Below are 24,977 nucleotides of genomic sequence, written 5' to 3'. Positions count from 1 at the left end.
GGGGGTTAACCCGGCATATTCCCCCGGTGGCGCTGCGCTTACCGGGGCTACGAAATCACAAACCTACGGACGCGACTCTTCCGCTTCCGGGAGCGTCACGTTCAGCTCCAGAATCGAAATATCCCCGTCTTTTTGTTCCAGCTGCACCGTCACCATCTCCGGGTCAATCTGCACGTACTTACAGATCACTTCCAGGATGTCCTTACGCAGCTGCGGCAGGTAGTGAGGCTCGGCGTCGCTACGACGACGCTCCGCAACGATAATTTGCAGACGTTCTTTTGCGATGTTGGCGGTGTTCTTTTTCCGCGAGAGAAAAAAGTCCAGTAATGCCATAACTTATCCTCCGAACAGGCGTTTGAGGAAACCTTTCTTCTCTTCTTCAATGAAGCGGAAAGGACGTTCTTCTCCCAGCAGACGGTCAACGGTATCGGCGTAAGCTTTACCTGCATCTGCCATTGTATCCAGGATCACTGGCTCGCCCTGGTTAGAGGCGCGTAACACGGACTGATCTTCCGGGATAACGCCCACCAGCTTAATGCGCAGGATCTCCAGCACGTCTTCCATGCTCAGCATGTCACCTTTGTTCACGCGGCCCGGGTTGTAGCGGGTGAGCAGCAGGTGTTCTTTAATCGGGTCTTCGCCATTTTCCGCACGACGGGATTTAGAGGCGAGGATCCCGAGAATGCGGTCTGAGTCACGCACGGATGAAACTTCAGGGTTGGTGGTGATGATCGCTTCATCAGCGAAGTAGAGCGCCATCAGAGCACCGGTTTCGATGCCGGCAGGGGAGTCACAGACGATGAAGTCGAACTCCATTTTTTTCAGCTCGTCGAGCACCTTTTCTACCCCTTCACGGGTCAGGGCGTCTTTGTCACGCGTCTGAGAGGCCGGGAGAATGTAGAGGTTCTCGGTGCGCTTGTCTTTAATCAGCGCCTGGTTCAGCGTGGCATCGCCCTGAATGACGTTCACGAAGTCATACACGACGCGACGCTCACATCCCATGATGAGGTCGAGGTTACGCAGGCCGATATCGAAGTCGATAACGACGGTTTTCTTTCCCTTCTGGGCCAAACCAGTAGCGATGGCCGCGCTGGAGGTGGTCTTGCCAACGCCTCCTTTACCCGAAGTAACAACAATAATGCGTGCCATAGAAATTCCTTGTTAAAAAGGGATCAATTCAACGGTTGAACGGTCAACGCGTCGTCTGCCAGAAGCAGGCGAGCCGCTTTGCCATAAAATTCGGCTGGGATCTTGTCGCTCAGCCAATATTCACCTGCGATGGACACCAGTTCCGCCGTCAGGTGAGTACAAAATATTTGCGCGTCCCGATCGCCACTTGCACCCGCGAGCGCACGTCCACGCATCATACCGTATACGTGAATATTGCCATCTGCAATCAGCTCAGCGCCAGCGCTGACGTGGCTTGTAACAATCAGATCACAGTTTGGTGCATAAATGCGCTGACCGGAACGAACCGGCACATCAATCATTCGCGTTTTTGTGATGGTTGTAACGTTTTGCGCCGCAGGAGGGGGCGTTTCGACGGCAACGGGTGCCGCACGGGGGGCTTTTTCTTTGCCTTCATTCAGAAGCGGCAGCCCCGCACGGTCGATTTCCGCTTTCAGTTCAGTATCTTTGCAGCCGCTGATGCCGACAATACGCAGTCCGGTAGAGGAGACGGCCTGCTGGAGAAGTTTCCAGTTAACCGGCGCCTCAAGACCGCTGACGTTGATCACAACAGGGGCGTGCTTCAGAAAGGCGGGAGCCTGGGCGATTTTGTCTTCTAACGCCTGACGAATAACCTCGGGTTTTGCATCATGCAAATGTACCACTGATAAGGTGAAGCTACTGCCTTTAAGCTCGATGGGCGTGTTTGACATCCTGGCCTTACTCAATTTGCTATTAACCGCAACCACTCGCTGCGATATTCCGAAGAGTATCAGGCATGTTATAGTCAGGAGTATATTGAGGCAAGCAACCACCCATTAATTCAGAGTAAAAACATGTTTTGTGTGATCTACAGAAGTACAACCCGTGACCAGACCTATCTTTATGTCGAAAAGAAAGACGATTTTTCACGCGTGCCTGAAGAATTAATGAAGAGCTTTGGCCGACCGCAGATGGCGATGCTGCTGCCGCTTGATGGTCGCAAGAAACTGGTGAATGCCGATCTGGAGAAAGTGAAAACGGCATTAGCCGAGCAGGGCTATTATTTACAGCTTCCGCCGCCACCGGAGAATTTATTAAAACAGCATCTTGAGGCGAACGGAAAAAAATAGTCTCAACTGTTTTTGAGCACAACACATCAACCGTTTAGGGGTCGACCATGTATCAACATCATAACTGGCAAGGTGCATTACTGGATTATCCCGTCAGCAAAGTGGTTTGCGTGGGCAGCAACTATGCAAAACATATTCAGGAGATGGGCAGTGCGACGCCAGAAGAGCCGGTTCTGTTTATTAAGCCTGAAACGGCGCTTTGCGATATCCGCCAGCCGCTGGCCCTGCCGCAGGGGCTCGGCTCGGTGCATCACGAGGTTGAGCTCGCCGTACTGATTGGCGCGACGCTGCGTCAGGCTTCCGAAGAGCATGTTCAGAAAGCGATTGCCGGATACGGCGTGGCGCTGGATCTGACGCTACGCGACGTGCAGGGCAAAATGAAGAAAGCCGGACAGCCGTGGGAAAAAGCCAAAGGGTTTGATAATTCCTGCCCGATTTCGGCGTTTGTGCCGGTGAGCGAATTTACCGGCGATCCGCAGGATACCCCGCTCAGCCTGAAGGTTAACGGTGAAATCCGCCAGCAGGGCACCACGGCAGACATGATCCATAAGATTGTGCCGCTGATCGCCTACATGAGCCGCTTCTTTACCCTGAAACCGGGTGATGTGATCCTGACCGGCACGCCGGAAGGCGTTGGTCCGCTCGTGAGCGGTGATGAACTGGAGGTCGGTTTTAACGGCCTGTCGCTGAAAACCCGCGTGCTGTAACTTCCTCTTGCCGCCTGAAAAGGGCGGCAAAACTTGCAACGACGTGCCAGACTCGTTATAAGGTGCGCTTTCTTTTGACGTGTGGACATCCTGATGAACGACATCCCTTTCTGGCAAAGCAAAACTCTCGACGACATGACGGACGCGGAATGGGAATCCTTATGCGACGGCTGCGGTCAGTGCTGCCTGCACAAGCTGATGGATGAAGACACGGATGAAATCTACTTCACCAACGTTGCCTGCAAGCAGCTCAACATTAAGACCTGCCAGTGCCGCAACTATGAGCGCCGCTTTGAGTTCGAGCCGGACTGCATCAAGTTAACCCGGGATAATCTGCCCACCTTCGAATGGCTGCCGCATACCTGCGCGTATCGCCTGCTGGCGGAAGGGAAAGACCTGCCGGCCTGGCATCCGCTGCTGACCGGTTCAAAAGCGGCGATGCACGGTGAGCGTATCTCCGTGCGCCATATTGCGGTGAAAGAGTCCGAGGTGCGTGACTGGGAAGACCACATCATGAACCACCCGACATAATAAAAAACCCGCCGAGGCGGGTTTTTTATTATGTCGGGTGGCGCTGCGCTTACCCGCCCTACAAAACCGTAGGCCCGCGCAAGCGAAGCGCCGCCGGGCGAATTAGCGCCCAAATAGATCGCGTTTCTTCGGTTTGAACGGCTGGGCAATCAGCACCAGCAGCGCCACGACGAAGTAGGCGGCAAAAATGCCCACCAGCCACTGCGGCATCTCGAGGGTCAGGAATTCCCACTGGCGAACGGAACAGTCACCGGATGCAACAAACACCTGAGGCAGCCATTTATCCAGCGGCAGCCAGCTCGGGAAGCGGGCGGCGAAATCACAGGTCATAAACGGTGACGGATGCAGCTGCATCATGGTGTGCTGCCAGGAGAGTTCAATGCCTTTCCAGGCGCTGTACAGCCAGATCGCGATAGCGGCGTAGCGAAGCGGCGATTTCGGCGCAATTGCGCCCACCAGGCCCGCACCCATAATGCCGAACAGGGCGCAGCGTTCGTAAATACAGAGTACGCAAGGTTTCAGTCCCATCACGTGCTGGAACCATAGCGCCACCATTTCCAGCGCAAAGGCGGTCAGGGCCATTAACAACCACGCTCCGCGACCGCGGGAGCACTGGTTTAAAAATCTCAACATAATCATTTCCCTGGAACATGCTTAGAAATCGCAGTGTAAACGAATTCGTTTTTCGCGCCACCTGTACCTGGCGAAATAAAACGTAATTGGATGTTTATCGTGCGAAAAGGCAAACGGGCAGCGAACTGCCCGAGTTGCAGTATTTACTGCGCCGCAAGTATACCCGCTTGTATCAACCATTGCGTACAGGGAATGAGGGTAATTTTGACGCAAAGCAATCCCACGATCGTGAGCACCAGCGTGTAGGGCAGCGCCATCCACACCATCCGGCCATAAGAAAGACGTATGAGGGGGGCGAGGGCGGAGGTCAGCAGGAACAGGAAGGCGGCCTGTCCGTTTGGCGTCGCCACCGACGGCAGGTTGGTACCGGTGTTGATCGCCACGGCCAGCAGCTCAAACTGTCCGGCGCTAATCACGCCTTGCTCCATGGCCGCTTTGGCCTCGTTGATGTAGACCGTCCCGACAAAGACGTTATCTGAGATCGACGAGAGCAGGCCATTAAACAGGTAAAACAGCGACAGTTGAGCATCCGGCGACGCCTTTAAGACAAAGGCAATAATCGGCGCGAACAGATGCTGGTCGATAATCACCGCCACGACAGCAAAGAACACCGCCAGCAGGGCGGTAAACGGCAGGGCTTCGGTAAAGGCTTTGCCGATGGCATGCTCATCCGTTACGCCGGTAAAGGTGGTGGCGAGAATAATGACCGACAGGCCAATCAGCCCCACTTCAGCCAGATGGAGCGCCAGCGCGGCGATCAGCCAGACGCCGATGATCCCCTGTGCAATCAGGCGCAGCGTCTCCTGGCGCGTCCGCTGGCGTCGGCTCTGCAGATCAAATTTATGCAGCTCCTGGCGCACCGGCTCCGGAAGTTGTGCTCCGTACCCAAAGAGGCGAAACTTCTCCACCAGCAGACAGGTCGCCAGACCGCAGATCAGCACCGGCACGCTCACCGGCGCCATTCTCAGGAAGAAATCACCGAAGTGCCAGCCCGCCGCTTTGGCAATGATCAGGTTTTGCGGCTCGCCCACCATCGTCATCACGCCCCCCAGAGCGGTACCGACGCCGGCATGCATCATCAGGCTGCGCAGGAAGGCGCGAAACTGTTCCAGAACCTCGCGGTTATGCGCATCGACGTGGCTGTCATCCTGCAAATCCTCGCCCGGACGAGAGGAGGCCACGCGGTGATAAATACCGTAAAACCCCACCGCTACGCTTATCACCACCGCGACGACCGTCAGCGCGTCCAGGAAGGCCGACAGGAAGGCAGCCGCAAGGCAAAACGCCAGCGAGAGGAACATTTTCGACGGAATGCTGAGCAGCAGACGCGTGAAGATAAACAGCAGCAGCTGTTTCATAAAGTAGATGCCCGCCACCATAAACATCAGCAGCAGAAGCACTTCAAGATTGGATGCCAGCTCGGCCTTAACGTGCTCAGCGCGGGTCATGCCGATGACGACGGCCTCAAACGCCAGCAGTCCGCCCGGCAGAAGGGGATAACATTTCAGCGCCATCGCCAGGGTGAAGATAAATTCCGCCACCAACAGCCACCCGGCCATAAACGGGTTCACGCTAAAGAGGAGGGGGTTTACGACCAGGAACACCAGAAGTATAAGTTTGTACCAGTCAGGAGACTGGCCTAAAAAATTGCGCCACAGCGCGCGCCCAAATGAAATTTCCACGACAGACGTCCTTCCCCGTCAAGTAAGACAAAACATCAGTATACGCAAAAATCGCGGGCCGGAGGCGGATAACGCTGCAGTGTAAATTTCACAAAAATGAAACGGCGATCCCTCTTTTCTCTCTTTGCCGCGCTACCTGCCACTGCGTGCCTCTGGTATGATGAGTCCAATTTGCTAAAGCTGTGTAATGGAAATCTCACTATGGTCATTAAGGCGCAGAGCCCGGCGGGTTTCGCGGAAGAGTACATCATTGAAAGCATCTGGAATAATCGTTTCCCTGCGGGGTCCATTCTTCCGGCTGAACGCGAACTCTCTGAACTGATTGGCGTCACTCGCACCACGCTGCGTGAAGTGCTTCAGCGACTGGCGCGCGATGGCTGGTTGACGATCCAGCACGGCAAGCCAACAAAAGTGAACAACTTCTGGGAAACCTCCGGGCTGAACATTCTTGAAACGCTGGCGCGTCTCGATCATGAAAGCGTGCCGCAGCTCATTGATAATCTGCTCTCCGTTCGCACCAACATCGCGACGATCTTCATTCGCACGGCCTTCCGTCAGCATCCGGAAGATGCGCTTGCGGTACTGGCCAGTGCCAACGAAGTGGAAGATCATGCCGACGCGTTTGCCACCCTCGATTACAACGTCTTCCGTGGGCTGGCGTTTGCCTCCGGCAACCCGGTGTACGGTCTGATCCTCAACGGCATGAAAGGGCTCTACACCCGCATTGGTCGCCACTACTTTGCCAATCCAGAAGCCCGCAGCCTGGCGCTGGGCTTCTACCATAAGCTGAGCAAGCTGTGCTCTGAAGGCCTGCACGATCAGGTTTATGAGACGGTGCGCCGCTACGGTCACGATTCCGGTGAAATCTGGCACCGTATGCAGAAAACGCTGCCGGGCGATTTGGCGATTCAGAGCCGCTGAAATAAAAAACCTCTCGTATGAGAGGTTTTTTTTCGCCCGGTGGCGCTTCGCTTACCGGGCCTACAAAACCCGTAGGCCGGGTAAGGCGTAGCCGCCACCCGGCAAAAACTACAGCGTATTTAACCGCGCCGGGCAGCGTTCCAGCAGCTCGACGCTCCCGTCTTCATTTTGCTGCTCCAGCTGCACGTCAAAGCCCCACAGGCGATGCACATGCTTCAGCACCTCTTTACGCCCTTTATCCAGCGGCGCGCGATTGTGCGGGATATAGCGCAGCGTCAGGGAGCGGTCACCGCGTAAATCCACGTTCCAGACCTGAATATTCGGTTCAAGGTTGCTCAGGTTGTACTGGGAAGAGAGGCGAGAGCGGATCTCACGGTATCCCTCCTCGTTGTGGATTGCGGAGATCTCCAGATAGTTGTTGCGGTCATCGTCCAGCACGGTGAAGAAGCGGAAGTCACGCATGATCTTCGGCGACATAAACTGGCTGATGAAGCTCTCATCTTTAAAATCGCGCATCGCAAAGTGCAGCGTTTCCAGCCAGTCAGAGCCAGCGATATCCGGGAACCAGTACTTGTCTTCTTCCGTCGGCGACTGGCAGATACGCTTGATGTCCTGGAACATGGCAAAGCCAAGCGCATACGGGTTAATGCCGCTGTACCACGGGCTGTTGTAGGGCGGCTGGAACACCACGTTGGTATGGCTGTGGAGGAACTCCATCATGAACCGCTCGGTAACTTTCCCCTCGTCATACAGGTGGTTGAGGATGGTGTAGTGCCAGAATGTCGCCCAGCCTTCGTTCATCACCTGCGTCTGCTTTTGCGGATAGAAATACTGGCTGACCTTGCGCACGATACGCAGGATCTCACGCTGCCACGGCTCCAGCAGCGGGGCGTTCTTCTCCATAAAATAGAGCAGGTTTTCCTGCGGCTCGGACGGATAGCGACGCGCTTCGGCGATCGTTTTTTCCTCCTCACGCTTCGGCAGGGTACGCCATAGCATGTTCACCTGGCTCTGGAGATACTCTTCGCGGCTTTTCTGCCGCGCTTTCTCCTCCTGCAGGGAGATTTTCTGCGGACGTTTATAGCGGTCTACGCCGTAGTTCATCAGCGCGTGGCAGGAGTCCAGCAGTTTTTCCACTTCGTCCACGCCGTAGCGCTCTTCGCAGTCGGTAATGTATTTACGGGCGAAGATCAGGTAATCGACGATGGAGCTGGCATCCGTCCAGCTGCGGAACAAATAGTTATTCTTGAAAAAAGAGTTATGCCCGTAGCAGGCGTGCGCCATCACCAGCGCCTGCATGGTAATGGTGTTCTCTTCCATTAAATAGGCGATACACGGATTGGAGTTGATGACGATTTCATACGCCAGACCCTGCTGACCGTGCTTATACAGCCGCTCCGTTTCAATAAATTTCTTACCAAACGACCAGTGCGGATAGTTGATCGGCATCCCGACGCTGGAGTAGGCGTCCATCATCTGTTCGGACGTAATGACTTCAATCTGATGGGGGTAAGTATCCAGGCGATACAGTTTTGCGACCCGGTCGATCTCGGCGAGGTAAACATCCAGCAGCTCGAAGGTCCAGTCGGGTCCATCGCTCAGACGTGTGTTGTCCTTGTTCAGGGAATCAATAGTAGCCATTAGCGCGCCCTCGTTGTGGGTGCTCTCTCTGTCTGGAGAGCCTCCTTTCAAGCATAGATCAACGTGTTAAAAAGCGTGCTGAGGCAGAAATTTTTTCTTTGCGATTTCGCGTTTTTGATACGGCATAAAAAGGGCATCCATCAGCATATTATGCTGGTTAAAAATAACGCGCAGCAGGAGATCCCAAATTAGCACTATCCCCTGATGCTGGGGGATGTGTGAGGTAAGTCACCATAAAAAAGTCGTATGTTGAATAATATTTTCAACTAGGTTATCAATCTGTAATTAGAAGATTGTTCTTTTGCACATAATGGAGTGGCTATGCGTGTTGTCATACTGGGAAGTGGTGTCGTTGGGGTAACCAGCGCCTGGTATTTAAGTCAGGCGGGACATGACGTCACCGTTATCGATCGTGAGTCGGGCCCTGCGCTGGAAACCAGCGCGGCGAACGCCGGGCAAATCTCTCCCGGCTATGCGGCACCGTGGGCAGCGCCGGGCGTTCCGCTGAAGGCGATTAAATGGATGTTCCAGCGCCACGCGCCGCTGGCCATCAGCCTTGACGGCACGCAGTTCCAGCTGAAGTGGATGTGGCAGATGCTGCGCAACTGCGACACCCGCCACTACATGGAGAATAAAGGGCGCATGGTGCGCCTGGCGGAATACAGCCGCGACTGCCTGAAAGCGCTGCGCGCGTCGACGGGGATTGAGTACGAAGGCCGTCAGGGCGGAACGCTGCAGCTGTTCCGCACGGCGCAGCAGTACGAAAATGCCACCCGCGATATCGCCGTGCTGGAAGATGCTGGCGTACCGTACCAGCTGCTGGAAGCCAGCCAGCTTGGTCAGGTTGAACCGGCGCTGGCGGAAGTAGCGCATAAGCTGACGGGCGGCCTGCGCCTGCCGAACGACGAAACCGGCGACTGCCAGCTCTTTACGCAGCGTCTGGCGCAGATGTGCGAGCAGGCGGGGGTGAAGTTCCGCTTTAACACCGCTGTCGACAAGCTGCTGTCGGAAGGGGAAAAAATTTACGGCGTGAAGTGTGGCGAAGAGGTGATCAAAGCGGATGCTTACGTCATGGCGTTTGGCTCGTACTCCACCGCCATGCTGAAGGGCATTCTCGATATTCCGGTCTACCCGCTAAAAGGCTACTCGCTGACCATTCCGGTTAAAGAGGAGAGCGGTGCACCGGTTTCTACCATTCTGGATGAAACCTACAAAATCGCCATTACCCGCTTCGATAACCGCATCCGCGTAGGCGGCATGGCGGAGATCGTCGGCTTCAATACCGAGCTGCTGAAACCGCGTCGTGAAACGCTGGAGATGGTGGTTGGGGATCTCTTCCCGCGCGGTGGCTTTGTCGAGCAGGCGACGTTCTGGACCGGTCTGCGTCCGATGACGCCGGACGGTACGCCGATTGTGGGGCGCACGCCGTTCAAAAACCTGTGGACCAATACCGGACACGGCACGCTTGGCTGGACGATGGCCTGTGGCTCCGGCCAGCTGCTGAGCGACCTGATTTCCGGACGCACGCCAGCCATTCCGTTTGACGATTTAAGCGCCGCGCGCTATCAATCGGGGTTTACGCCGTCGCGTCCACAGCACCTGCACGGCGCGCATAACTAAGGAGTTGTCATGTCCCGTCCTGTTCTGGCTCAGCTGAACCTGCAGGCCCTGAAGGATAACCTGCAGATTGTTCGCCGGGCGGCACCTGGCGCACGCGTGTGGTCGGTGGTGAAAGCGAATGCCTACGGCCACGGCATTGACCGTATCTGGAGCGCGCTGAGCGCCACCGATGGCTTTGCGTTACTTAATCTGGAAGAGGCTATTCTGCTGCGCGAGCGCGGCTGGAAAGGGCCCATACTGCTGCTCGAGGGCTTCTTCCACGCCGACGATCTGCCGCTGCTGGATAAGTACCGGCTGACCACCAGCGTTCACAGCAACTGGCAGATCAAAGCGATTCAGGATGCGAAGCTCCATGCTCCGCTGGATATCTATCTCAAGGTGAACAGCGGCATGAACCGCCTGGGCTTCCAGCCTGAGCGGGTGCATACGGTCTGGCAGCAGCTGCGCGCGCTGAAGAACGTGGGTGAAATGACGCTGATGGCGCATTTTGCCGACGCGGAAAAACCGGACGGCATTGCCGATGCCATGGTCCGCATTGAGCAGGCGGCAGAAGGGCTGGACTGTCCGCGCTCGCTGTCCAACTCGGCGGCCACGCTCTGGCATCCCGAGGCGCACTACAACTGGGTGCGTCCGGGGATCGTTCTGTACGGCGCGTCGCCCTCGGGCCAGTGGCAGGACATCGCCAACAGCGGCCTGAAGCCTGTGATGACTCTGCGCAGTGAAATCATTGGTGTGCAAACCCTGAAAGCCGGCGACACGGTGGGCTACGGTAGCCGCTATCGGGCAAAGGGCGAGCAGCGGATTGGTATCGTGGCGGGCGGCTATGCCGACGGCTACCCGCGCATTGCGCCGACCGGCACGCCTGTGTGGGTCGATGGTGTCCGCACGGGGACGGTAGGCACCGTATCAATGGATATGCTGGCCGTTGACCTGACGCCCTGCCCGCAGGCGGGTATCGGTTCGCCGGTTGAGCTGTGGGGTAACGAAATCAAAATTGATGACGTGGCGGCCGCAGCAGGAACGGTAGGGTATGAACTGATGTGTGCTCTGGCACCAAGGGTGCCGGTTGTGACGGTGTAACAAATGTTTGTGTCGGGTGGCGGCTTCGCCTTACCCGACCTACAAAACCCTCGAGTGTAGGCCGGGTAAGCGTTAGCGCCACCCGGCAAAAAAACCGCTACTCCGCTTCCTCTTCCATCGGCCTCAAACCGACTTTCCTCACAGCGTTATCTTCTTTCTCTGCTACCGTCCAGATCATCCCGGCAAACTCGACCTGATCGCCCACGACCGGGGCAGCGCCAAGCCGCTGCTGGATGATTTCGCCCAGCGTTTGCTGGCTATCTCCGTCTTCAGCACGTTCATCCAGACCGTAAATCAGCGCGACATCGGCAAACCTGGCGCTGGCTTCCAGAATGAAATCGCCGAAGAAACGCTGGTCCAGCGCCACCGGAGGCGACTGGCTGAACAGCTTGCCCAGCGCGGGCAGGTCGCGCTCGCGGCCAATTACGCAGAGAATGTCCCCTTCGCGCAGGCGGGTGCTGCCGGTAGGGTGCAGCAGAACATTGTCGCGGAACAGGGCGGCAATGCGCGTTTCGGCTGGCATGTGCAAATCGCGCAGCGAAGCCCCCACGCACCATTTGTCGGCGCTTAGCTGATAAACGAACTGTTCCCACGGGTTTTCCGGATGGATGTCGAGCCCCACGCGGGAAACCGGCCAGCCCACGGGAGGCACCACCACTTTAGCTTTTTTCGCCGCCCACCCGAGGGACGTTCCCTGGAACAGCAGCGAAATCAGCACCACGAAGAACGCCACGTTAAAGAACAGCCGGGCGTTATCCAGACCCGCCATCATCGGGAAGACGGCAAGGATAATCGGCACCGCGCCGCGCAGGCCCACCCAACTGATGAATATCCGCTCGCGCAGGTTGAAGCCGCGAAACGGCAGCAGGCCTGCAAATACCGACAGCGGACGGGCGAAGAAGATCATCCACGCGGACAGCAGCAGCGCCGGAACCGCGATGGGCAGCAGGTCTGAGGGGGTGACCAGAAGCCCCAGCACCAGGAACATGCCGATCTGCGCCAGCCAGGCCAGACCGTCGAAGTTCTGCAAAATGGCATGCCTGTTGCGAATAGGGCGGTTGCCCATCAGGAACCCGCAGAGGTAGACGGCGAGAATGCCGCTGCCGTCGAGCGCCGTGGTAACGGCAAAAATGAGGATGCCGCCGCTCAGCGCCAGCAGAGGGTAAAGCCCCAACGGCAGCGATATGCGGTTGATTGTCTGCTGAAGCAGATAGCCGCCCGCCAGGCCGATAACAATCCCCAGGCCAAATTGCTGCAGGATATGCCACGCAAACGTCCAGCTCAGCCCGCTTTCGTGCTGCTGAATCATCTCGATAAGCGTAATGGTGAGAAACACCGCCATCGGGTCGTTACTGCCGGATTCAATCTCAAGCGTGGAGCCAACGCGTTCGTTGAGCCCTTTTCCACCAAGCAGAGAAAACACCGCTGCCGCATCGGTTGAGCCGACAATCGCGCCAATCAGCAAACCTTCCATGATATTGAGATGGAAAAGCCACGCGGCCATCATTCCGGTGAGGCCGGAGGTTATCAACACGCCAACCGTCGCGAGCGACAGCGCAGGCCCTAAGGCCACGCGGAAGGAGCTTGCCTGAGTGCGCATGCCGCCGTCCAGCAGGATCACCGCCAGCGCCAGGTTACTCACCATGTAGGCGAAAGGATAGTTATCGAATGGGATACCGCCAATGCCATCAATGCCGGCCAGCATGCCGATGGCGAGGAAAATAACAAGAATAGGTATGCCGAGACGCGATGAAAATGAACTTAATAAAATACTGCTGGTTACAAGGACCGAACCCAGAATGAAAAGGCTGATTATCGCTGCGGCATCCAATGTTCTCTTACTCCCACCTCAATGTTAACGCTGTTACTAAAACCCTAACATATTAACGACGGCAACAGCGTTTTATTAAGGGGGTATAACGGCTTTTTTATGCCTTTATGACAGGATGGCCGCTGATGGTCAGCCGGGAGCCGGAATCATTATGGATCAGGGAGGCGTGCGCCCCCAGCGCCAGGGTCACGGTGCGCTGCTCATGGCCGAAATCCAGACCGGCGATCACCGGAACATCCAGCCGCGAGCGAATGAACTCAATCATGGTTTCCAGGGAGTAACCCGCGTCATAGTCATTCGGGGCAGAGCCGCTGAAGCTGCCCAGCACGATCGCGGACTGGCGCTCAAGAATACCGGCATGATAGAGCTGCAACAGCATGCGCTCGACGCGGAACGGATGTTCGTTGATATCTTCCAGCACCAGAATGCCGTCCTCGATGTGCGGCATCCACGGCGTACCGATAAGCGAAACCAGCATCGCCAGGTTGCCGCCCCAGAGCTGGCCTTCACATTCCCAGTGCGGTCCATTCCCCTGCCACTCCACGCTGTAGGTGGGATTGCGCAGCGCGCGCCAGAAGTGTTCCACGGTGAACGCATTCAGCTCCGGGGCGCCGAAATTACCGGCCAGCATCGGGCCGCTGAAGGTGATAACGTTATGCAGCGCCAGCAGCCCAAGCTGGATGACGCTGAAATCGCTGTGGCCGCATATCAGCAGCGGATCCTGCTGCTGGCGCTGCGCCAGGCCCTGCCAGTCAATGCTCTCCAGCAGCCTGCTCGCGCCATATCCGCCGCGCACCGCCAGCACTATACTATTTTCACCCTTCAGGCTGACCAGGCTGTTGATATCATTCAGCCGCTGCGCTTCGGTACCGGCAAAACGCTGCTGGCGGCGGGGGATAATCGTCTGATTTTCTACCCGGTGGCCCGACTCCAGCAAACGCTGAACGCCCCGCTGCGCGGCGTCCTGGTTAATGCAGTAGCCCGACGGCGCGATGAGATGAAACTGAGACATGGCAATTCCTTGCTGAATGAGAAACTAATTGTCTATATCATGCCGCTTATACGCCGCCTGCTTCAAGAGCGGCGCACCGCGATGACCGGCTATAAGGATAGATGACGTGAAATTGAGATGGTTTGCTTTTTTGATTGTGCTGCTCGCTGGCTGTAGTTCAAAACATGATTATCAAAACCCGCCCTGGAACCCGGAAGTGCCGGTGAAGCGCGCGATGCAGTGGATGCCGATCAGTGAACAAGCCGGGAAAGCCTGGGGCGTCAGTCCGCGTCTCATCACGGCGATCATTGCGGTGGAGTCCGGCGGTAATCCCACGCTTGTCAGCAAATCCAACGCGGTGGGGCTGATGCAGCTTAAAGCGTCAACGGCGGGGAAAGAAGTTTACCGCTATATGGGCTGGAGCGGTCAGCCGTCGACCAGCGAGCTGAAGAATCCGGAACGCAACATTTCAATGGGCACGGCCTATCTGAGCATCATGGAGCACGGCGTGCTGAAGGGCATTAAGGATCCGGAGGTGATGCAGTACGCGCTGGTGGTCTCTTACGTTAACGGTGCCGGCGCGTTGCTGAGAACCTTCTCCTCTGACCGCAAAGAGGCGATAGAAGAGATTAACGGCATGGACAAAGACGAATTCTTTGAACATGTGGCGAAAAATCACCCGGCACCACAGGCGCCTCGTTATATCTGGAAAGTACAGAAAGCGATGGATGCCATGTAATGCCGCAGACGGGCGGCGGTCACGCTGCCCGATGTTCCTTACAGAACTTTATTTGCGCGTTCCCGCGCCTCGCGCTCCAGGGAGTAGATAATACGCTGCAGCTCGCGCTCTGCGCCGGGCCCGACATTCAGGAAACGGAAGCTCAGACGCGGCGTGGTGATGGTTTCATTTTTGCTGTCCACGACGGTGCGGTCGCTGATGGCAATCAGCTGTGCATCGAAATAAAAGCGCCCCCAGCCCCCCATATCCAGTTCAATTTGCGTGAAACGCATGCCCTCTACCAGTCCGTCAGGCTTCGGCGTATCCATCAGCGCGCCCATACCGCCCAGCGACAGATCGAAGAGACGGAAGCGGATCTCTTTTTTGTCCGGCATTTTGGCCTTGCAGAAGTAAGCGGGATGAAGCGGGGCGTTGATGCGGAAATATTCGCGACGCTGGACAAACCAGAGATTGCCAGGAAGGGGGGTCACAAAGGCCGGAAGCCCCTGATATTCGCTCAGTTCCAGTCGCGACAGGACAAACTCCACTTTGGCGCCCTGCGTTTCGGCCATCACGGCGATATTCTCCGCCTTCAGCGCCGCGCGGTTTTCATACTCCTGACTGCCCAAATCAATCACCAGCCGCTCCTGCGAGGCGTCAAGGATCTTGCTGATGAACTGATTATTCGACCAGCTGATGCGCAGCGGCACTTCACCTTTTTGCAGGTCGCGTAATACCCCTAATACAGCCAGCGGATTTTGCTTGAGGAACTGCTCACTGTAATGACTCACGCCGGATGGCTCCTTGATAGATGACAGACTGTCTTAGCGTTATCGGCAATCTGCGATGAAACTTAATACAAACCGGTGAGTTTTTTTTGCCTGTTTAGACAAAGATAAGTCGGTGAGAAGAAAATGATTTTCCGGCGATGACCTATACTTATGTTAGCTGTGCAGAAGGTTTTCTGCGCATGCGTTAAACCTGCAAGAGGGCATCGCTATGGGTATCATCGCCTGGATTATCTTTGGTCTTATTGCTGGCGCTATCGCGAAATTGATCATGCCGGGAAACGATGGCGGCGGCTTTATTTTGACCTGTGTACTCGGGGTCGTTGGTGCGGTTGTGGGCGGCTGGCTGGCGACGATGTTTGGCTTCGGAGGCAACATAAGTGGTTTTGACCTGCACAGTTTTCTGGTCGCTGTCGTGGGCGCCATTGTGGTGCTGGGCATATTCAGGTTACTGCGACGAGCATAACATGACGTAAACGGCTCTCTGCGGAGGGCCGTTTTTTTGCCTGCGTATTGATTTGTTAATCTAAATGATAATAATTGTCGTTCCGTATCGCATCTAACAACAAGACGACATTATGACTCCTTCACGTTTTACGCTATGCGCCCTGGCAGGCGCCGTCTCGCTCGCACTGCACGTTCCGGCATTCGCCGAAGAATCCACTATCGTCGTCACCGGCGCAGAGCAGGGCAGCGCGCTGCCGGCCTGGACGAACAGCGCCACGAAATCGGCCGTTGCTGAAAGTAAAACGCCGCAGGTCATCACGACCCTCTCTGCGCCGGAAATTGACAAGCGCCATGCGAATTCCGTGAATGAAATCCTGCGCTATGCGCCTGGGGTCTCAACCGAGGTGCGGGGAAATACCTCCTACATGAGCGAATATAAAATTCGTGGCTTTACCGTCGACCAGGAGTTCTACAACGGGCTGCAACTGCCCTATAACGTCACCGGCAATACCAAAGCCCGCATCGATCCGCTGTTGATTGACAGCGTTGATATCCTGAAAGGCCCCTCATCGGTTCTCTACGGCGGCGGCTCGCCGGGCGGGCTGGTGAATATCCAGAGTAAAAAGCCGCAGCGAGAAGCGCGAACCGAATTCGGTTTTAACACCGGCAACCGCAACCTGAAAGAGGGCTATCTCGACTCAACCGGGCAGATTGCCGACAGCGACTGGAACTACCGTCTGCTGGGGAAAGCGACGGAAAATGACGATCAGCCGCACACCACCCGGTATGAAAATTACCTGGTTGCCCCGTCCGTCACCTGGCAACCCGACAGCAAAACCCGCCTGACTCTGGATGCGCTGGCGCAGAACTCCCCGAGCCTGACGCCGTCGAACCCGCTGCCGCTCGCCTACCTGCGCTCGAAATACGCGGGCAAGCGCGACTACGCCGGTGATGAGTGGAACGGATTTAAGCAGCGCCAGTGGATGCTGGGCTACAGCTTTGAACATGCGTTCGACAGCGGCTGGGGCTTTAACCAGAAGGCGCGCTATTTCGACGTCGATACGCATCAGCGCAGCGTCTATGCGACGGGCACGGGAAGCGAGGTCTATCAGCTCAACCGCTTTGCCTACACCACCGATGAAGATCTGCAGAGCTTCAACATCGATAACCAGGTGACGAAAACCGTGGCGCTGGGCGACTGGCAACACCATCTGCTGGCCGGGTTTGACTATCAGAAGCTGAATTCCCATTTCCACTACCGTTACGCGTCGGCCACGCCGGGCATGGATATGCGCAACCCTGACTATTCGCAGATCGGCGAAAGCGCGCTGGGCCTGTATACCGCCCAGAAAAACCGTCTGAGCTATCAGCAGAACGGCTACTACCTGCAGGATCAGGTGGAGTGGGGGGGCTTAAATCTGCTGGGCAGCCTGCGCTACGACGATTATCGCTCCGTCACCACCAATTATCTGCAAAACGGTGATAAGGACTGGGTCTCTCAGGATCGCGTCACCAAACGCCTGGGCGCGCTTTACGCTTTTGATAATGGTCTGTCACCGTTTATCAGCTATTCCGAAGGCTTTGCACCGGTGTCGCCGAAGGGAACGCTCGCGGCGAAAGACGTCAAACCGACCACCAGCAAGCAGGTGGAGGGCGGCGTAAAATATCTGCTGGCCGACTACGCCACCACCTTTACCGCCTCGGTGTTCAACATCCGTCAGAAAAATGTCGTCACCTCCGATCCGGGCTTCCTGAACTATCGTCAGACCGGGGAGGTGGAATCCAAAGGGGCTGAGCTGTCTGCCATCAGCCGCCCGACGGACAACCTGACGCTGATTGCGAACTATGCCTACACCCACGCGATCAATACGGAAGATGATAAGTACAAAGGGAAACGTCCAACGCAGGTGCCGGAGAATGCCTTCAATCTCTGGGGGGATTACACCTTTGAGAACACGCCGCTGAAAGGGTTGATGCTGGGGGCAGGGGCGCGCTATACCGGCCCGATGGAAATCTCACCGGCTAACGATGCGGGTAAGCTGGGCGGTACCACCCAGTACGATCTGGCGGCATCCTATCGGATGGGCGAAATCCTGCCTTCGCTGGCAGGGCTGACGCTTAAGGCCAGTGCGCAGAACATCACCAACAAAGAGACGCTGACCTGCTACGACGCGACCAACTGCTGGATTGGGCGCGACAGAACGTATCAGTTAGGGGCGAGTTACAGTTTCTAAGCAAAGCCCTGTGAGTTTAAAAAGTAGGCCGGGTAAGGCGTAGCCGCCACCCGGCAATACTCACTTACTGCGCCGTCGCCTTCACCGGCGCCACCTCATCATTCGCGGCAGGCCGATTCTCCGGCACGCTGTCGCATGGTTTCTCTTTCGGGCAGACCCGATCCAGCATCTTCAGCGTCACGCCGTTGCTCCAGCCGAAGCCGTCCTGCAGCGGATACTCGCCGCCGCCGCCGCCCGTACCGGTTGTCGACACGTCGTATTTCTCGACCAGTTTCTTTTCCCGGTCATAAGTATGCTGAACGTTTTTCAGGAAGCGCCAGGTCACATCCATCGAGACCTTCTCTTGCCCGTAATTCTGCAACCCTTCCGCCGCCACCCATTGCAGCGGGGCCCAGCCGTTAGGCGCATCCCATTGCTGACCGCTGTTGACGGTGGTGGTCGCTATTCCGCCCGGCTGCAGCAGACGTGAGGAGGTTGCCGCGGCGACTTTATCGGCACGATCCTGCGCCGCCGCCTTCACGTAAAGCGGGAACAGGGCCGCAGCCGTGAGCTGATTGCGTACCTTCTTACTCTTCAAATCGTAATCGGCGTACCAGCCCTCTTTATCATTCCACAGGTGGCTCTCGATGGCTTTCTGGCGCGCGGTGGCCAGCGCCTCATATTTGTTTGCGCTGGCGGCATCGCCGCTTTCCTGGCTTGCCCGGGCCAGCAGTTTTTCCATCTTGAACATCAGGGCATTCAGGTCCACGGGCACAATGCTGGTGGTCCGGATGGTGCCGAGTTTTTGCGGATCGTCCATCCAGCGGGAGCTAAAGTCCCATCCCGAGGCCGCGGCGGAACGCAAATCACGGTAGATCTCGGTTGCCGGTCGGTTAGGGTTACTTTTCGCGGTATTCACATCGTCAAGCCAGGACTCCGGGCGCGGGGTGTCGCGATCGTCCCAGTAGCGGTTGAGGATCGCGCCGTCATCCAGTTTCACCACGCGTTTGCTGGCCTGGCCCGGCTGCAGGGCATCGACGCCGTCCATCCAGTAGGCATACTCTTTCTCCATCTGCGGACGATATTTCTTCAGCGCATCGCTGTCATGGGTCGCCAGCAGTTCAACCATCAGTGAGAAAAACGGCGGCTGGGAGCGGCTCAGGTAATAGCTGCGGTTGCCGTTGGGAATGTGGCCGAAGGTGTCGATCTCATACGCAAAGTTATCCACCATGTCGCTGATTTTGTCCCAATGATCGCTCTCAGCCAGGCCCAGCATGGTGAAGTAGCTGTCCCAGTAGTAGACCTCGCGGAAACGACCGCCGGGCACAACGTAAGGCTTCGGTAACGGCAGAAGGGAATCCCATTTGTTGCTGGCTTTATCGGTGGTGCGCGTCAGTACGGGCCAGAGATCGTCAATGTGCTCACGTAACGATTGCCCCGCCGGTGGAACATACTTTTCTCCCTCTTCTGGGAGGGTGAAATTCATCTCGACAAAATGGCGCAGGTCAAAGCTGGACTGCGCGTGCTGCATCCTGTAATCCGCCAGAATCATCAGCGGGTCACTTTTGGGGACTGCATCCGCAAAGGTTTTTTGATCGGGAAACAGTTTAGCGCTTTGCACATCACTGAAGAGGGGCCCCAGTAAAATATCGGGCGGGGTTGTCTGAGTCGCAGGCTGTTCGTTGGCATAGCCAAACGTTGCGACACCGAGCAGCGCGCCTCCCAGCGCGAGATGTAAACAAGCGGGGCGCAATGTACGAGGTTTTATCATCTTTTCGTCTCCTGTCTTTACCGGGCAGCGTGACCGCTGTTGTCAATCACCTGAAAACCTTAGACGAATATTGCCCGCTTCGCGTGTTGAATATCCCATTTTGCGCAGAACCAGACAAATTACCGCGTTCTCAGGCAGGCTGCAGGACGTTTGATAATTTGTTGTGGGAATGAAACCGGTCTAATTATTATCTTAAATAATTATATTTGTATTTTATATAATTAACGTCGGGTAAGTCGATGAAATAATAATGTGAGGCGGGTTGTGTTTCTCTCGTTAATAATAAAGGAATTATTCTGCCCGGTTCACACAAGTTAAAATTCGTAATTCAGTTATCAAAAAACATAATAGCGTTCCTGACTGTATTTGTACGAAATGGCGAAACTCAATCTTTGGGTATTTCCTTTTTAATCAGGACGGAATCTATGAAATTAAAGAAAATGGTTATATTGACAGGTGCGCTCTATTCCGGGGCGCTTTTAGCCGCCCAGTCCTCAGCAAGCGTGGAGGAAAAGCTGGCGCAGCTGGAAGCGCAAATCGAAGTGCTTAAGCAGCAACAGGCGACGGTACAGCAAGCAGCGACGGTCACCGTGCAGTCAGAGGAGCCGGTCAACAACGAGGCGCCACCGAAACTGACGCTGTCAGGTTTTGGCGATATTAAATTTTATGGTGACGTTGAGCTTAATATGGATGCCGCCAGTAAAACGGGTAGCCTGACGTCTGTTAAGCAAAGCGCTAATAACGACTGGGCACCCGGGGATAAAGAACGCTGGGATATTAATGGCCGTATTCTGCTGGGTTTTGATGGTTATCGTAAAATGAATAACGGCAATTATGCCGGATTCTCCGTTCAGCCGCTCGGCGATCTTGCTGGGCAAATGTATCTGGATGACGCCGTATTTTTCTTCGGCTCTGAAAAAGACTGGGAAATTAAGGTTGGCCGCTTCGAAGCGTATGATATGTTTCCGCTCAATCAGGATACCTTTGTGGAATACTCGGGCAATACGGCAGACGACCTTTACAGCGACGGCTACGGCTATATCTATATGCTGAAAGAGGGGCGTGGCCGAACCGACAGCGGCGGTAACTTCCTGGTGAGCAAAACGCTGGACAACTGGTATTTCGAACTGAATACCCTGTTTAAGGACGGCAGCGATCTGTACGTCGACCAGCGTTATCACGGCGCGGAGCTTGAGAACGATAAAAACGTCGCCTACGTGCGCCCGGTTGTCTCATGGCAGAGCGGACCGTTTTCAACCGCGTTCGCTATGGAGACCAACCTGGTAAACAACGCTTACGGCTATCGTGACGATGCCGGGCGCTGGGTCGATCAGTCAGACCGGACCGGCTACGGGTTTACTATGACCTGGGACGGACTTAAAACCGATCCGGAGAACGGGGTGGTCATGAACTTCAACACGGCTTACCTGGACGCCACGGGCGAAACCGACTTTACCTCAGGCATCAATGCCCTTTGGCGTAATTTTGAGCTGGGCTATATCTATGCTCATAACGAAATCGACGAGTTTAATACCTCAACCTTTGACGCCGAGTGTGAAAACGACTGCTGGATCAGCGACCCGGGCGAGTACGACATTCATACCATCCATACGTCGTACCTCATTCCGAACGTCATGAAGATGAAGAACTTCAACATCTATCTGGGCGCGTATGCGTCCTGGGTCAACGCCTCTCCAAAAGAGGGTGACAATAAAAACGACGATCGCTACGGCGGACGCGTACGCTTTAAATACTATTTCTGATGCCGTACGCCAGTCAGGCTTCTTCCGGAGTCTGGCTGGCTTCCCGCAGCGTGCCCGGCGCATGGCCAATGATGCGCTTAAATGCCCGGCTAAAAGCCGCCAGCGATCCGTAACCCAGCCGCAGCGCGACGGTTTCGATCGGCTGGTTTTCATGACGAATATACTGAATGGCCAGCCGCATTCTCAGCTCGCTGAGATATTTTGCCGGTGTCGTTCCCGTCGCCGCGAGAAACCGTTCCGCGAAAACGGATCGGGATGTCCCGGCTTCTTTTGCCAGATCGGCGACGCTCCAGTTCAGGCCTGGCTGCTGGTGCATAGCGTAAATGGCCCGGCTCAGGCGCGGGTCGCGCAGCACCTGCACCCAGCCGGTGGCTTTGCCGCAGCCGCCTTCAACCCAGCCCCGCACAATTAACGCCGCCACCACATCGGCCAGCCGCGCAAGGATCCCGGCATACCCGGCCTGACGCGCCGCGGATTCCCGCTCCATTGCCGCCAGCAGCGGATGAATTTCCGGCCAGGTGGACATCAGCCGGCTGACCATCATCACTTCCGGCATCGCCTTGATCAGCGGCTGCATGCCGCCCAGCTCAAAATCCATGCATCCGCTAAAGATAAGGGTGTTCTCGCTCTCCGGGCAGGGCTCGCAGGTGATAGCACAGACCGAGCTGCAGATAGGCTCGCTCGGAAAGGCGTTGACAGGAGTAAGGGTGGCCTGTTCGTCAGAGAGCAGGGCATGGGAATTCCCGCCGGGAATAAAGAGGGCGTCGCCACCGCTCAGTTCGAACGTTGCACCGCTCTCCATGCGCAACAGGGCGCTACCGTGGCTCACAAAATGAAACTGCGCCCTGCCGGGAGCCTGATGAAACGCGACGCCAAATGGCGCACTGGCTTCAATCCGCCGGTATTTCACGCCTGACAGGCGCATGCCGCGTAAAAGTTCGCTGATCAAATCGGGTGACTGTACGGTCATGGCGCAACTCCGGACGAATAATCAATAAGTGGAGATTATATGTCATAGATCGTCCTGGGTGAACCTTCTATTCTTTTGCGACACTAGTCACATTTTTATAACGGGAGATCAACAGATGAATTCATGTGTCGCGGCGAGCGAGGCGGTAGCGCCTGCAAAACCCGCCTGGCGGGCCGTCTATTCACTGGGGCTGGGGGTATTTGGTTTGATTACGGCCGAATTTCTGCCCGCCAGCTTGTTAACCCCCATGGCCGCGAGCCTGGGCGTTACTGAGGGGATGGCTGGACAAGCCGTCACCGCCACCGCGCTGGTGGCGCTGGTCACCGGATTGCTGATCACCCCGGCAACCAAGAGTATCGACCGCCGCTGGGTTCTGATGTTTTTCTCGGTGCTGCAAATTATCTCCAGCCTGCTGGTGGCCTTTGCGCCCAATCTGCACGTCCTGCTAATGGGGCGCCTGCTTCTGGGGATAGCGATCGGGGGATTCTGGGCGATGTCGACGGCCACGACGATGCGTCTGGTTCCGGCAGATAAAGTGCCGAAAGCGCTGGCGGTGATCTTCTCCAGCGTATCGATTGCCACGGTAGTCGCGGCGCCGCTGGGCAGCTATCTGGGCAGCCTGATCGGCTGGCGCAACGTCTTTGTGCTCTGCATTCTGCCGAGCATGCTGGCGCTGCTGTGGCAGCTCTGGGTGCTGCCGTCCATGAAGCCGGAGAGCAGCGGTAGCCTGAGTACGCTGTTCCGCGTGCTGCGCCGTCCGGGGATGATCGGCGGCATGCTGGCAACCATCCTGATCTTCAGCGGCCATTTCGCTTTCTTTACCTACCTGCGTCCGTTCCTGGAGACGGTAGGCCAGGCGAGCGTGGAGACCATTTCACTGATCCTGCTGGGTTTTGGTATCGCCAACTTTGTGGGCACCTCCGTGGCCGGGCATCTGCTGGCACGTAATCTGCGCCTGACGCTGGCGCTGGTGCCGTTTGCGATGGGCGTTCTCGCGCTCATGATGGTCGCCTTTGGTCATCTGGCCATGCTGGACGGGCTGCTGGTTGCGCTGTGGGGCTTCGCATTTGGCCTGGTTCCGGTGGGCTGGTCCACCTGGCTTGCGACCACTGTTCCGGATGAAGCCGAAAGTGCAGGGGGGCTGCTGGTGGCCTCAATCCAGCTGGCGATAAGCGCCGGTGCGGCCGGAGGTGGGGCAGTGTTTGATCTTAACGGCGCCAGCGGCGTGTTCGCGGGCAGCGGTTTCCTGCTGGTGACGGCGATGGTAATTGTGTTTATGGGTGTGAAAGTGAAAGCGGAGTGATTTTGTAGCCGGGTGAGCGTTCGTGCCACCCGGCCTCAGGTTTACAGCCCTTTCTTATCCATCAATACCGCCAGATCCACCAGGCGGTTAGAGAAGCCCCATTCGTTGTCATACCACGCCAGGATCTTCACCATGTTCCCGCCAATCACCAGCGTGGAAAGCCCGTCGATAATTGACGATCGCGGGTCGCCCTGGTAATCGCTGGAAACCAGCGGTTCATCGCTATAGCCCAGGATATCTTTCAGGGGGCCGCTGGCGGCCGCGTTGCGGAACGCGTCATTCACCTCTTCGGCGGTCACGTTGCGGCTCAGCGTCACGGTTAAATCGACAATCGACACCACCGGCACCGGCACGCGCAGGGAGTACCCGGTCAGCTTGCCGTCCAGGGAGGGGATCACTTTCCCCAGCGCTTTCGCCGCGCCGCTGGAGTAGGGCACAATCGACAGCGCCGCCGCGCGTGCGCCGCGCAGATCTTTTTCCGGCTGATCGTGCAGCGCCTGGCTGTTGGTGTAGGCGTGCGTCGTGTTCATCAGGCCATGCTCAATCCCGAACTGCTGGTGCAGCACCTGAGCGGCCGGTGCCAGACCGTTCGTGGTGCAACTCCCGTTGCTTACCACCGCGTGCCGGTCGGGATCGTACTGATCATGGTTGACGCCCATCACAATCGTCAGGTCGTCGTTTTTCGCGGGAGCGGAAATGATGACGCGCTTAGCGCCGCCGTGGGTGATATGCACCGCCGCTTTCTCCCGTTCAGTGAAGAAGCCGGTGGCTTCAATCACCACGTCTACTCCGGCATCACGCCACGGGATATTCGCCGGGTCGCGTTCGCTAAATACGGCGATCCGCTGGCCGTCTACCTGCAGCGCGCCGTCAGCCGCTTCAACGGGCGCGGGCAGCTTGCCCAGAAGGGAATCATGTTTCAGCAGATGGGCGAGGGTTTTACTGTCTGTCAGATCGTTGATGGCCACAATCTGAAGCGCCGGGTTGCCCAGCGCCGCGCGCAGGACATTACGTCCGATACGGCCGAAACCGTTAATACCGACCTTAACCATGGTGCACTCCTTATCTCTGTTGTCTGGAGTCACTGT

At 56.6% G+C, this 24,977-nt stretch carries 23 protein-coding genes; 11 read left to right on the top strand and 12 right to left on the bottom strand.

Annotated features, from left to right (window positions below; genetic code table 11):
• Nucleotides 1-63: 63 nt before the first annotated feature.
• The 3 genes from minE to minC are packed head-to-tail and all read right to left on the bottom strand — an operon-like array spanning nucleotide 64 to nucleotide 1,880.
• Nucleotides 64-333 (bottom strand): cell division topological specificity factor MinE, encoded by a 270-nt coding sequence (minE, locus tag LJA86_RS09370; protein ID WP_008500504.1) that lies wholly within the window; start codon nucleotides 331-333, stop codon nucleotides 64-66.
• Between the two features lie 3 nt (nucleotides 334-336).
• Nucleotides 337-1,149 (bottom strand): septum site-determining protein MinD, encoded by an 813-nt coding sequence (minD, locus tag LJA86_RS09365; RefSeq protein ID WP_008500505.1) that lies wholly within the window; start codon nucleotides 1,147-1,149, stop codon nucleotides 337-339.
• A gap of 23 nt (nucleotides 1,150-1,172) precedes the next feature.
• Nucleotides 1,173-1,880 carry a septum site-determining protein MinC gene (gene minC / locus LJA86_RS09360; protein WP_045908243.1) on the bottom strand — a complete coding sequence of 236 codons (708 nt, stop codon included), beginning with the start codon at nucleotides 1,878-1,880 and terminating at the stop codon, nucleotides 1,173-1,175.
• Between the two features lie 123 nt (nucleotides 1,881-2,003).
• On the opposite strand from minC, the gene LJA86_RS09355 reads away from it, so the two are divergent.
• The 3 genes from LJA86_RS09355 to LJA86_RS09345 all read left to right on the top strand — a co-directional run bounded on the left by LJA86_RS09355 (nucleotide 2,004) and on the right by LJA86_RS09345 (nucleotide 3,517).
• Nucleotides 2,004-2,279: a YcgL domain-containing protein gene (locus tag LJA86_RS09355; protein ID WP_008500507.1), complete on the top strand. Its 276-nt coding sequence runs from the start codon at nucleotides 2,004-2,006 to the stop codon at nucleotides 2,277-2,279.
• Between the two features lie 47 nt (nucleotides 2,280-2,326).
• Nucleotides 2,327-2,986 carry a fumarylacetoacetate hydrolase family protein gene (locus LJA86_RS09350; RefSeq protein ID WP_024909871.1) on the top strand — a complete coding sequence of 220 codons (660 nt, stop codon included), beginning with the start codon at nucleotides 2,327-2,329 and terminating at the stop codon, nucleotides 2,984-2,986.
• Nucleotides 2,987-3,079: 93 nt separating this feature from the next.
• Entirely contained in the window at nucleotides 3,080-3,517 is a 438-nt protein-coding gene (locus LJA86_RS09345; protein WP_229226060.1) for a YcgN family cysteine cluster protein, read from the top strand.
• Nucleotides 3,518-3,619: 102 nt separating this feature from the next.
• Here the strand turns inward: LJA86_RS09345 and dsbB are convergent, their stop codons facing one another.
• Entirely contained in the window at nucleotides 3,620-4,150 is a 531-nt protein-coding gene (dsbB, locus tag LJA86_RS09340) for a disulfide bond formation protein DsbB (protein ID WP_045908244.1), read from the bottom strand.
• Between the two features lie 143 nt (nucleotides 4,151-4,293).
• A complete protein-coding gene (gene nhaB / locus LJA86_RS09335; RefSeq protein WP_229226059.1) occupies nucleotides 4,294-5,832 on the bottom strand; it encodes a Na(+)/H(+) antiporter NhaB in 1,539 nt (512 codons plus the stop codon).
• A gap of 201 nt (nucleotides 5,833-6,033) precedes the next feature.
• On the opposite strand from nhaB, the gene fadR reads away from it, so the two are divergent.
• Nucleotides 6,034-6,753 (top strand): fatty acid metabolism transcriptional regulator FadR, encoded by a 720-nt coding sequence (fadR, locus tag LJA86_RS09330; protein WP_008500512.1) that lies wholly within the window; start codon nucleotides 6,034-6,036, stop codon nucleotides 6,751-6,753.
• A gap of 108 nt (nucleotides 6,754-6,861) precedes the next feature.
• Here fadR and LJA86_RS09325 read toward each other — a convergent pair whose 3' ends face one another.
• Complete coding sequence (locus tag LJA86_RS09325) at nucleotides 6,862-8,394, bottom strand: SpoVR family protein (RefSeq protein WP_023293929.1); 1,533 nt, start codon at nucleotides 8,392-8,394, stop codon at nucleotides 6,862-6,864.
• 321 nt (nucleotides 8,395-8,715) lie between these two features.
• On the opposite strand from LJA86_RS09325, the gene LJA86_RS09320 reads away from it, so the two are divergent.
• Both LJA86_RS09320 and dadX read left to right on the top strand, forming a co-directional pair.
• On the top strand, nucleotides 8,716-10,014 hold the full coding sequence (locus LJA86_RS09320; protein WP_045908248.1) for a D-amino acid dehydrogenase: 1,299 nt from the start codon (nucleotides 8,716-8,718) through the stop codon (nucleotides 10,012-10,014).
• A gap of 9 nt (nucleotides 10,015-10,023) precedes the next feature.
• Nucleotides 10,024-11,094: a catabolic alanine racemase DadX gene (dadX, locus tag LJA86_RS09315; protein WP_008500515.1), complete on the top strand. Its 1,071-nt coding sequence runs from the start codon at nucleotides 10,024-10,026 to the stop codon at nucleotides 11,092-11,094.
• Between the two features lie 97 nt (nucleotides 11,095-11,191).
• On the opposite strand, the gene LJA86_RS09310 is transcribed toward dadX, so the two are convergent.
• Both LJA86_RS09310 and ldcA read right to left on the bottom strand, forming a co-directional pair.
• On the bottom strand, nucleotides 11,192-12,925 hold the full coding sequence (locus LJA86_RS09310) for a potassium/proton antiporter (protein WP_229226058.1): 1,734 nt from the start codon (nucleotides 12,923-12,925) through the stop codon (nucleotides 11,192-11,194).
• 97 nt (nucleotides 12,926-13,022) lie between these two features.
• Nucleotides 13,023-13,937, bottom strand: coding sequence for a muramoyltetrapeptide carboxypeptidase (gene ldcA / locus LJA86_RS09305; protein WP_223539152.1), 915 nt, complete (start codon nucleotides 13,935-13,937; stop codon nucleotides 13,023-13,025).
• 106 nt (nucleotides 13,938-14,043) lie between these two features.
• Between ldcA and emtA the strand changes: the two genes are divergently transcribed.
• Nucleotides 14,044-14,655 carry a membrane-bound lytic murein transglycosylase EmtA gene (gene emtA, locus LJA86_RS09300; protein ID WP_024909815.1) on the top strand — a complete coding sequence of 204 codons (612 nt, stop codon included), beginning with the start codon at nucleotides 14,044-14,046 and terminating at the stop codon, nucleotides 14,653-14,655.
• A 38-nt stretch (nucleotides 14,656-14,693) separates the two neighbouring features.
• Here the strand turns inward: emtA and ycgR are convergent, their stop codons facing one another.
• Nucleotides 14,694-15,425 carry a flagellar brake protein YcgR gene (ycgR, locus tag LJA86_RS09295; RefSeq protein ID WP_048029456.1) on the bottom strand — a complete coding sequence of 244 codons (732 nt, stop codon included), beginning with the start codon at nucleotides 15,423-15,425 and terminating at the stop codon, nucleotides 14,694-14,696.
• Between the two features lie 208 nt (nucleotides 15,426-15,633).
• On the opposite strand from ycgR, the gene LJA86_RS09290 reads away from it, so the two are divergent.
• Both LJA86_RS09290 and LJA86_RS09285 read left to right on the top strand, forming a co-directional pair.
• Nucleotides 15,634-15,888 (top strand): GlsB/YeaQ/YmgE family stress response membrane protein, encoded by a 255-nt coding sequence (locus LJA86_RS09290; protein WP_008502662.1) that lies wholly within the window; start codon nucleotides 15,634-15,636, stop codon nucleotides 15,886-15,888.
• 112 nt (nucleotides 15,889-16,000) lie between these two features.
• Nucleotides 16,001-18,103 carry a TonB-dependent siderophore receptor gene (locus tag LJA86_RS09285; RefSeq protein WP_045908252.1) on the top strand — a complete coding sequence of 701 codons (2,103 nt, stop codon included), beginning with the start codon at nucleotides 16,001-16,003 and terminating at the stop codon, nucleotides 18,101-18,103.
• Nucleotides 18,104-18,167: 64 nt separating this feature from the next.
• Here LJA86_RS09285 and LJA86_RS09280 read toward each other — a convergent pair whose 3' ends face one another.
• On the bottom strand, nucleotides 18,168-19,853 hold the full coding sequence (locus LJA86_RS09280; protein WP_048223696.1) for an alpha,alpha-trehalase: 1,686 nt from the start codon (nucleotides 19,851-19,853) through the stop codon (nucleotides 18,168-18,170).
• 425 nt (nucleotides 19,854-20,278) lie between these two features.
• On the opposite strand from LJA86_RS09280, the gene LJA86_RS09275 reads away from it, so the two are divergent.
• Entirely contained in the window at nucleotides 20,279-21,616 is a 1,338-nt protein-coding gene (locus LJA86_RS09275; protein WP_048029459.1) for a carbohydrate porin, read from the top strand.
• A gap of 13 nt (nucleotides 21,617-21,629) precedes the next feature.
• Here LJA86_RS09275 and LJA86_RS09270 read toward each other — a convergent pair whose 3' ends face one another.
• Complete coding sequence (locus LJA86_RS09270) at nucleotides 21,630-22,586, bottom strand: AraC family transcriptional regulator (protein ID WP_048029460.1); 957 nt, start codon at nucleotides 22,584-22,586, stop codon at nucleotides 21,630-21,632.
• Between the two features lie 115 nt (nucleotides 22,587-22,701).
• On the opposite strand from LJA86_RS09270, the gene LJA86_RS09265 reads away from it, so the two are divergent.
• On the top strand, nucleotides 22,702-23,889 hold the full coding sequence (locus LJA86_RS09265) for an MFS transporter (RefSeq protein WP_048223694.1): 1,188 nt from the start codon (nucleotides 22,702-22,704) through the stop codon (nucleotides 23,887-23,889).
• A 41-nt stretch (nucleotides 23,890-23,930) separates the two neighbouring features.
• Here LJA86_RS09265 and gap read toward each other — a convergent pair whose 3' ends face one another.
• Nucleotides 23,931-24,941: a type I glyceraldehyde-3-phosphate dehydrogenase gene (gap, locus tag LJA86_RS09260; protein WP_048223692.1), complete on the bottom strand. Its 1,011-nt coding sequence runs from the start codon at nucleotides 24,939-24,941 to the stop codon at nucleotides 23,931-23,933.
• Between the last annotated feature and the right edge of the window lie 36 nt (nucleotides 24,942-24,977).

This window comes from Enterobacter sp. TCD1-1 (assembly GCF_020567405.1).
Taxonomy (GTDB): Bacteria; Pseudomonadota; Gammaproteobacteria; order Enterobacterales; family Enterobacteriaceae; genus Enterobacter; species Enterobacter quasiroggenkampii.
The sequence above is the reverse complement of the archived record's forward strand: the minus strand, read 5'-3'. Positions and strand labels throughout refer to the sequence as shown.

What these genes read in the sequence shown, in the direction of transcription:
- ldcA (WP_223539152.1), bottom strand. Translation starts at nt 13,937, where the DNA reads ATGTCTCAGTTTCATCTCATCGCGCCGTCGGGCTACTGCATTAACCAG.
- LJA86_RS09350 (WP_024909871.1), top strand. Translation starts at nt 2,327, where the DNA reads ATGTATCAACATCATAACTGGCAAGGTGCATTACTGGATTATCCCGTC.
- dadX (WP_008500515.1), top strand. Translation starts at nt 10,024, where the DNA reads ATGTCCCGTCCTGTTCTGGCTCAGCTGAACCTGCAGGCCCTGAAGGAT.
- LJA86_RS09270 (WP_048029460.1), bottom strand. Translation starts at nt 22,586, where the DNA reads ATGACCGTACAGTCACCCGATTTGATCAGCGAACTTTTACGCGGCATG.
- LJA86_RS09275 (WP_048029459.1), top strand. Translation starts at nt 20,279, where the DNA reads ATGAAATTAAAGAAAATGGTTATATTGACAGGTGCGCTCTATTCCGGG.
- LJA86_RS09345 (WP_229226060.1), top strand. Translation starts at nt 3,080, where the DNA reads ATGAACGACATCCCTTTCTGGCAAAGCAAAACTCTCGACGACATGACG.
- LJA86_RS09280 (WP_048223696.1), bottom strand. Translation starts at nt 19,853, where the DNA reads ATGATAAAACCTCGTACATTGCGCCCCGCTTGTTTACATCTCGCGCTG.
- gap (WP_048223692.1), bottom strand. Translation starts at nt 24,941, where the DNA reads ATGGTTAAGGTCGGTATTAACGGTTTCGGCCGTATCGGACGTAATGTC.
- minC (WP_045908243.1), bottom strand. Translation starts at nt 1,880, where the DNA reads ATGTCAAACACGCCCATCGAGCTTAAAGGCAGTAGCTTCACCTTATCA.
- LJA86_RS09285 (WP_045908252.1), top strand. Translation starts at nt 16,001, where the DNA reads ATGACTCCTTCACGTTTTACGCTATGCGCCCTGGCAGGCGCCGTCTCG.
- minD (WP_008500505.1), bottom strand. Translation starts at nt 1,149, where the DNA reads ATGGCACGCATTATTGTTGTTACTTCGGGTAAAGGAGGCGTTGGCAAG.
- LJA86_RS09320 (WP_045908248.1), top strand. Translation starts at nt 8,716, where the DNA reads ATGCGTGTTGTCATACTGGGAAGTGGTGTCGTTGGGGTAACCAGCGCC.
- LJA86_RS09325 (WP_023293929.1), bottom strand. Translation starts at nt 8,394, where the DNA reads ATGGCTACTATTGATTCCCTGAACAAGGACAACACACGTCTGAGCGAT.
- LJA86_RS09355 (WP_008500507.1), top strand. Translation starts at nt 2,004, where the DNA reads ATGTTTTGTGTGATCTACAGAAGTACAACCCGTGACCAGACCTATCTT.
- LJA86_RS09290 (WP_008502662.1), top strand. Translation starts at nt 15,634, where the DNA reads ATGGGTATCATCGCCTGGATTATCTTTGGTCTTATTGCTGGCGCTATC.
- dsbB (WP_045908244.1), bottom strand. Translation starts at nt 4,150, where the DNA reads ATGTTGAGATTTTTAAACCAGTGCTCCCGCGGTCGCGGAGCGTGGTTG.
- fadR (WP_008500512.1), top strand. Translation starts at nt 6,034, where the DNA reads ATGGTCATTAAGGCGCAGAGCCCGGCGGGTTTCGCGGAAGAGTACATC.
- minE (WP_008500504.1), bottom strand. Translation starts at nt 333, where the DNA reads ATGGCATTACTGGACTTTTTTCTCTCGCGGAAAAAGAACACCGCCAAC.
- LJA86_RS09265 (WP_048223694.1), top strand. Translation starts at nt 22,702, where the DNA reads ATGAATTCATGTGTCGCGGCGAGCGAGGCGGTAGCGCCTGCAAAACCC.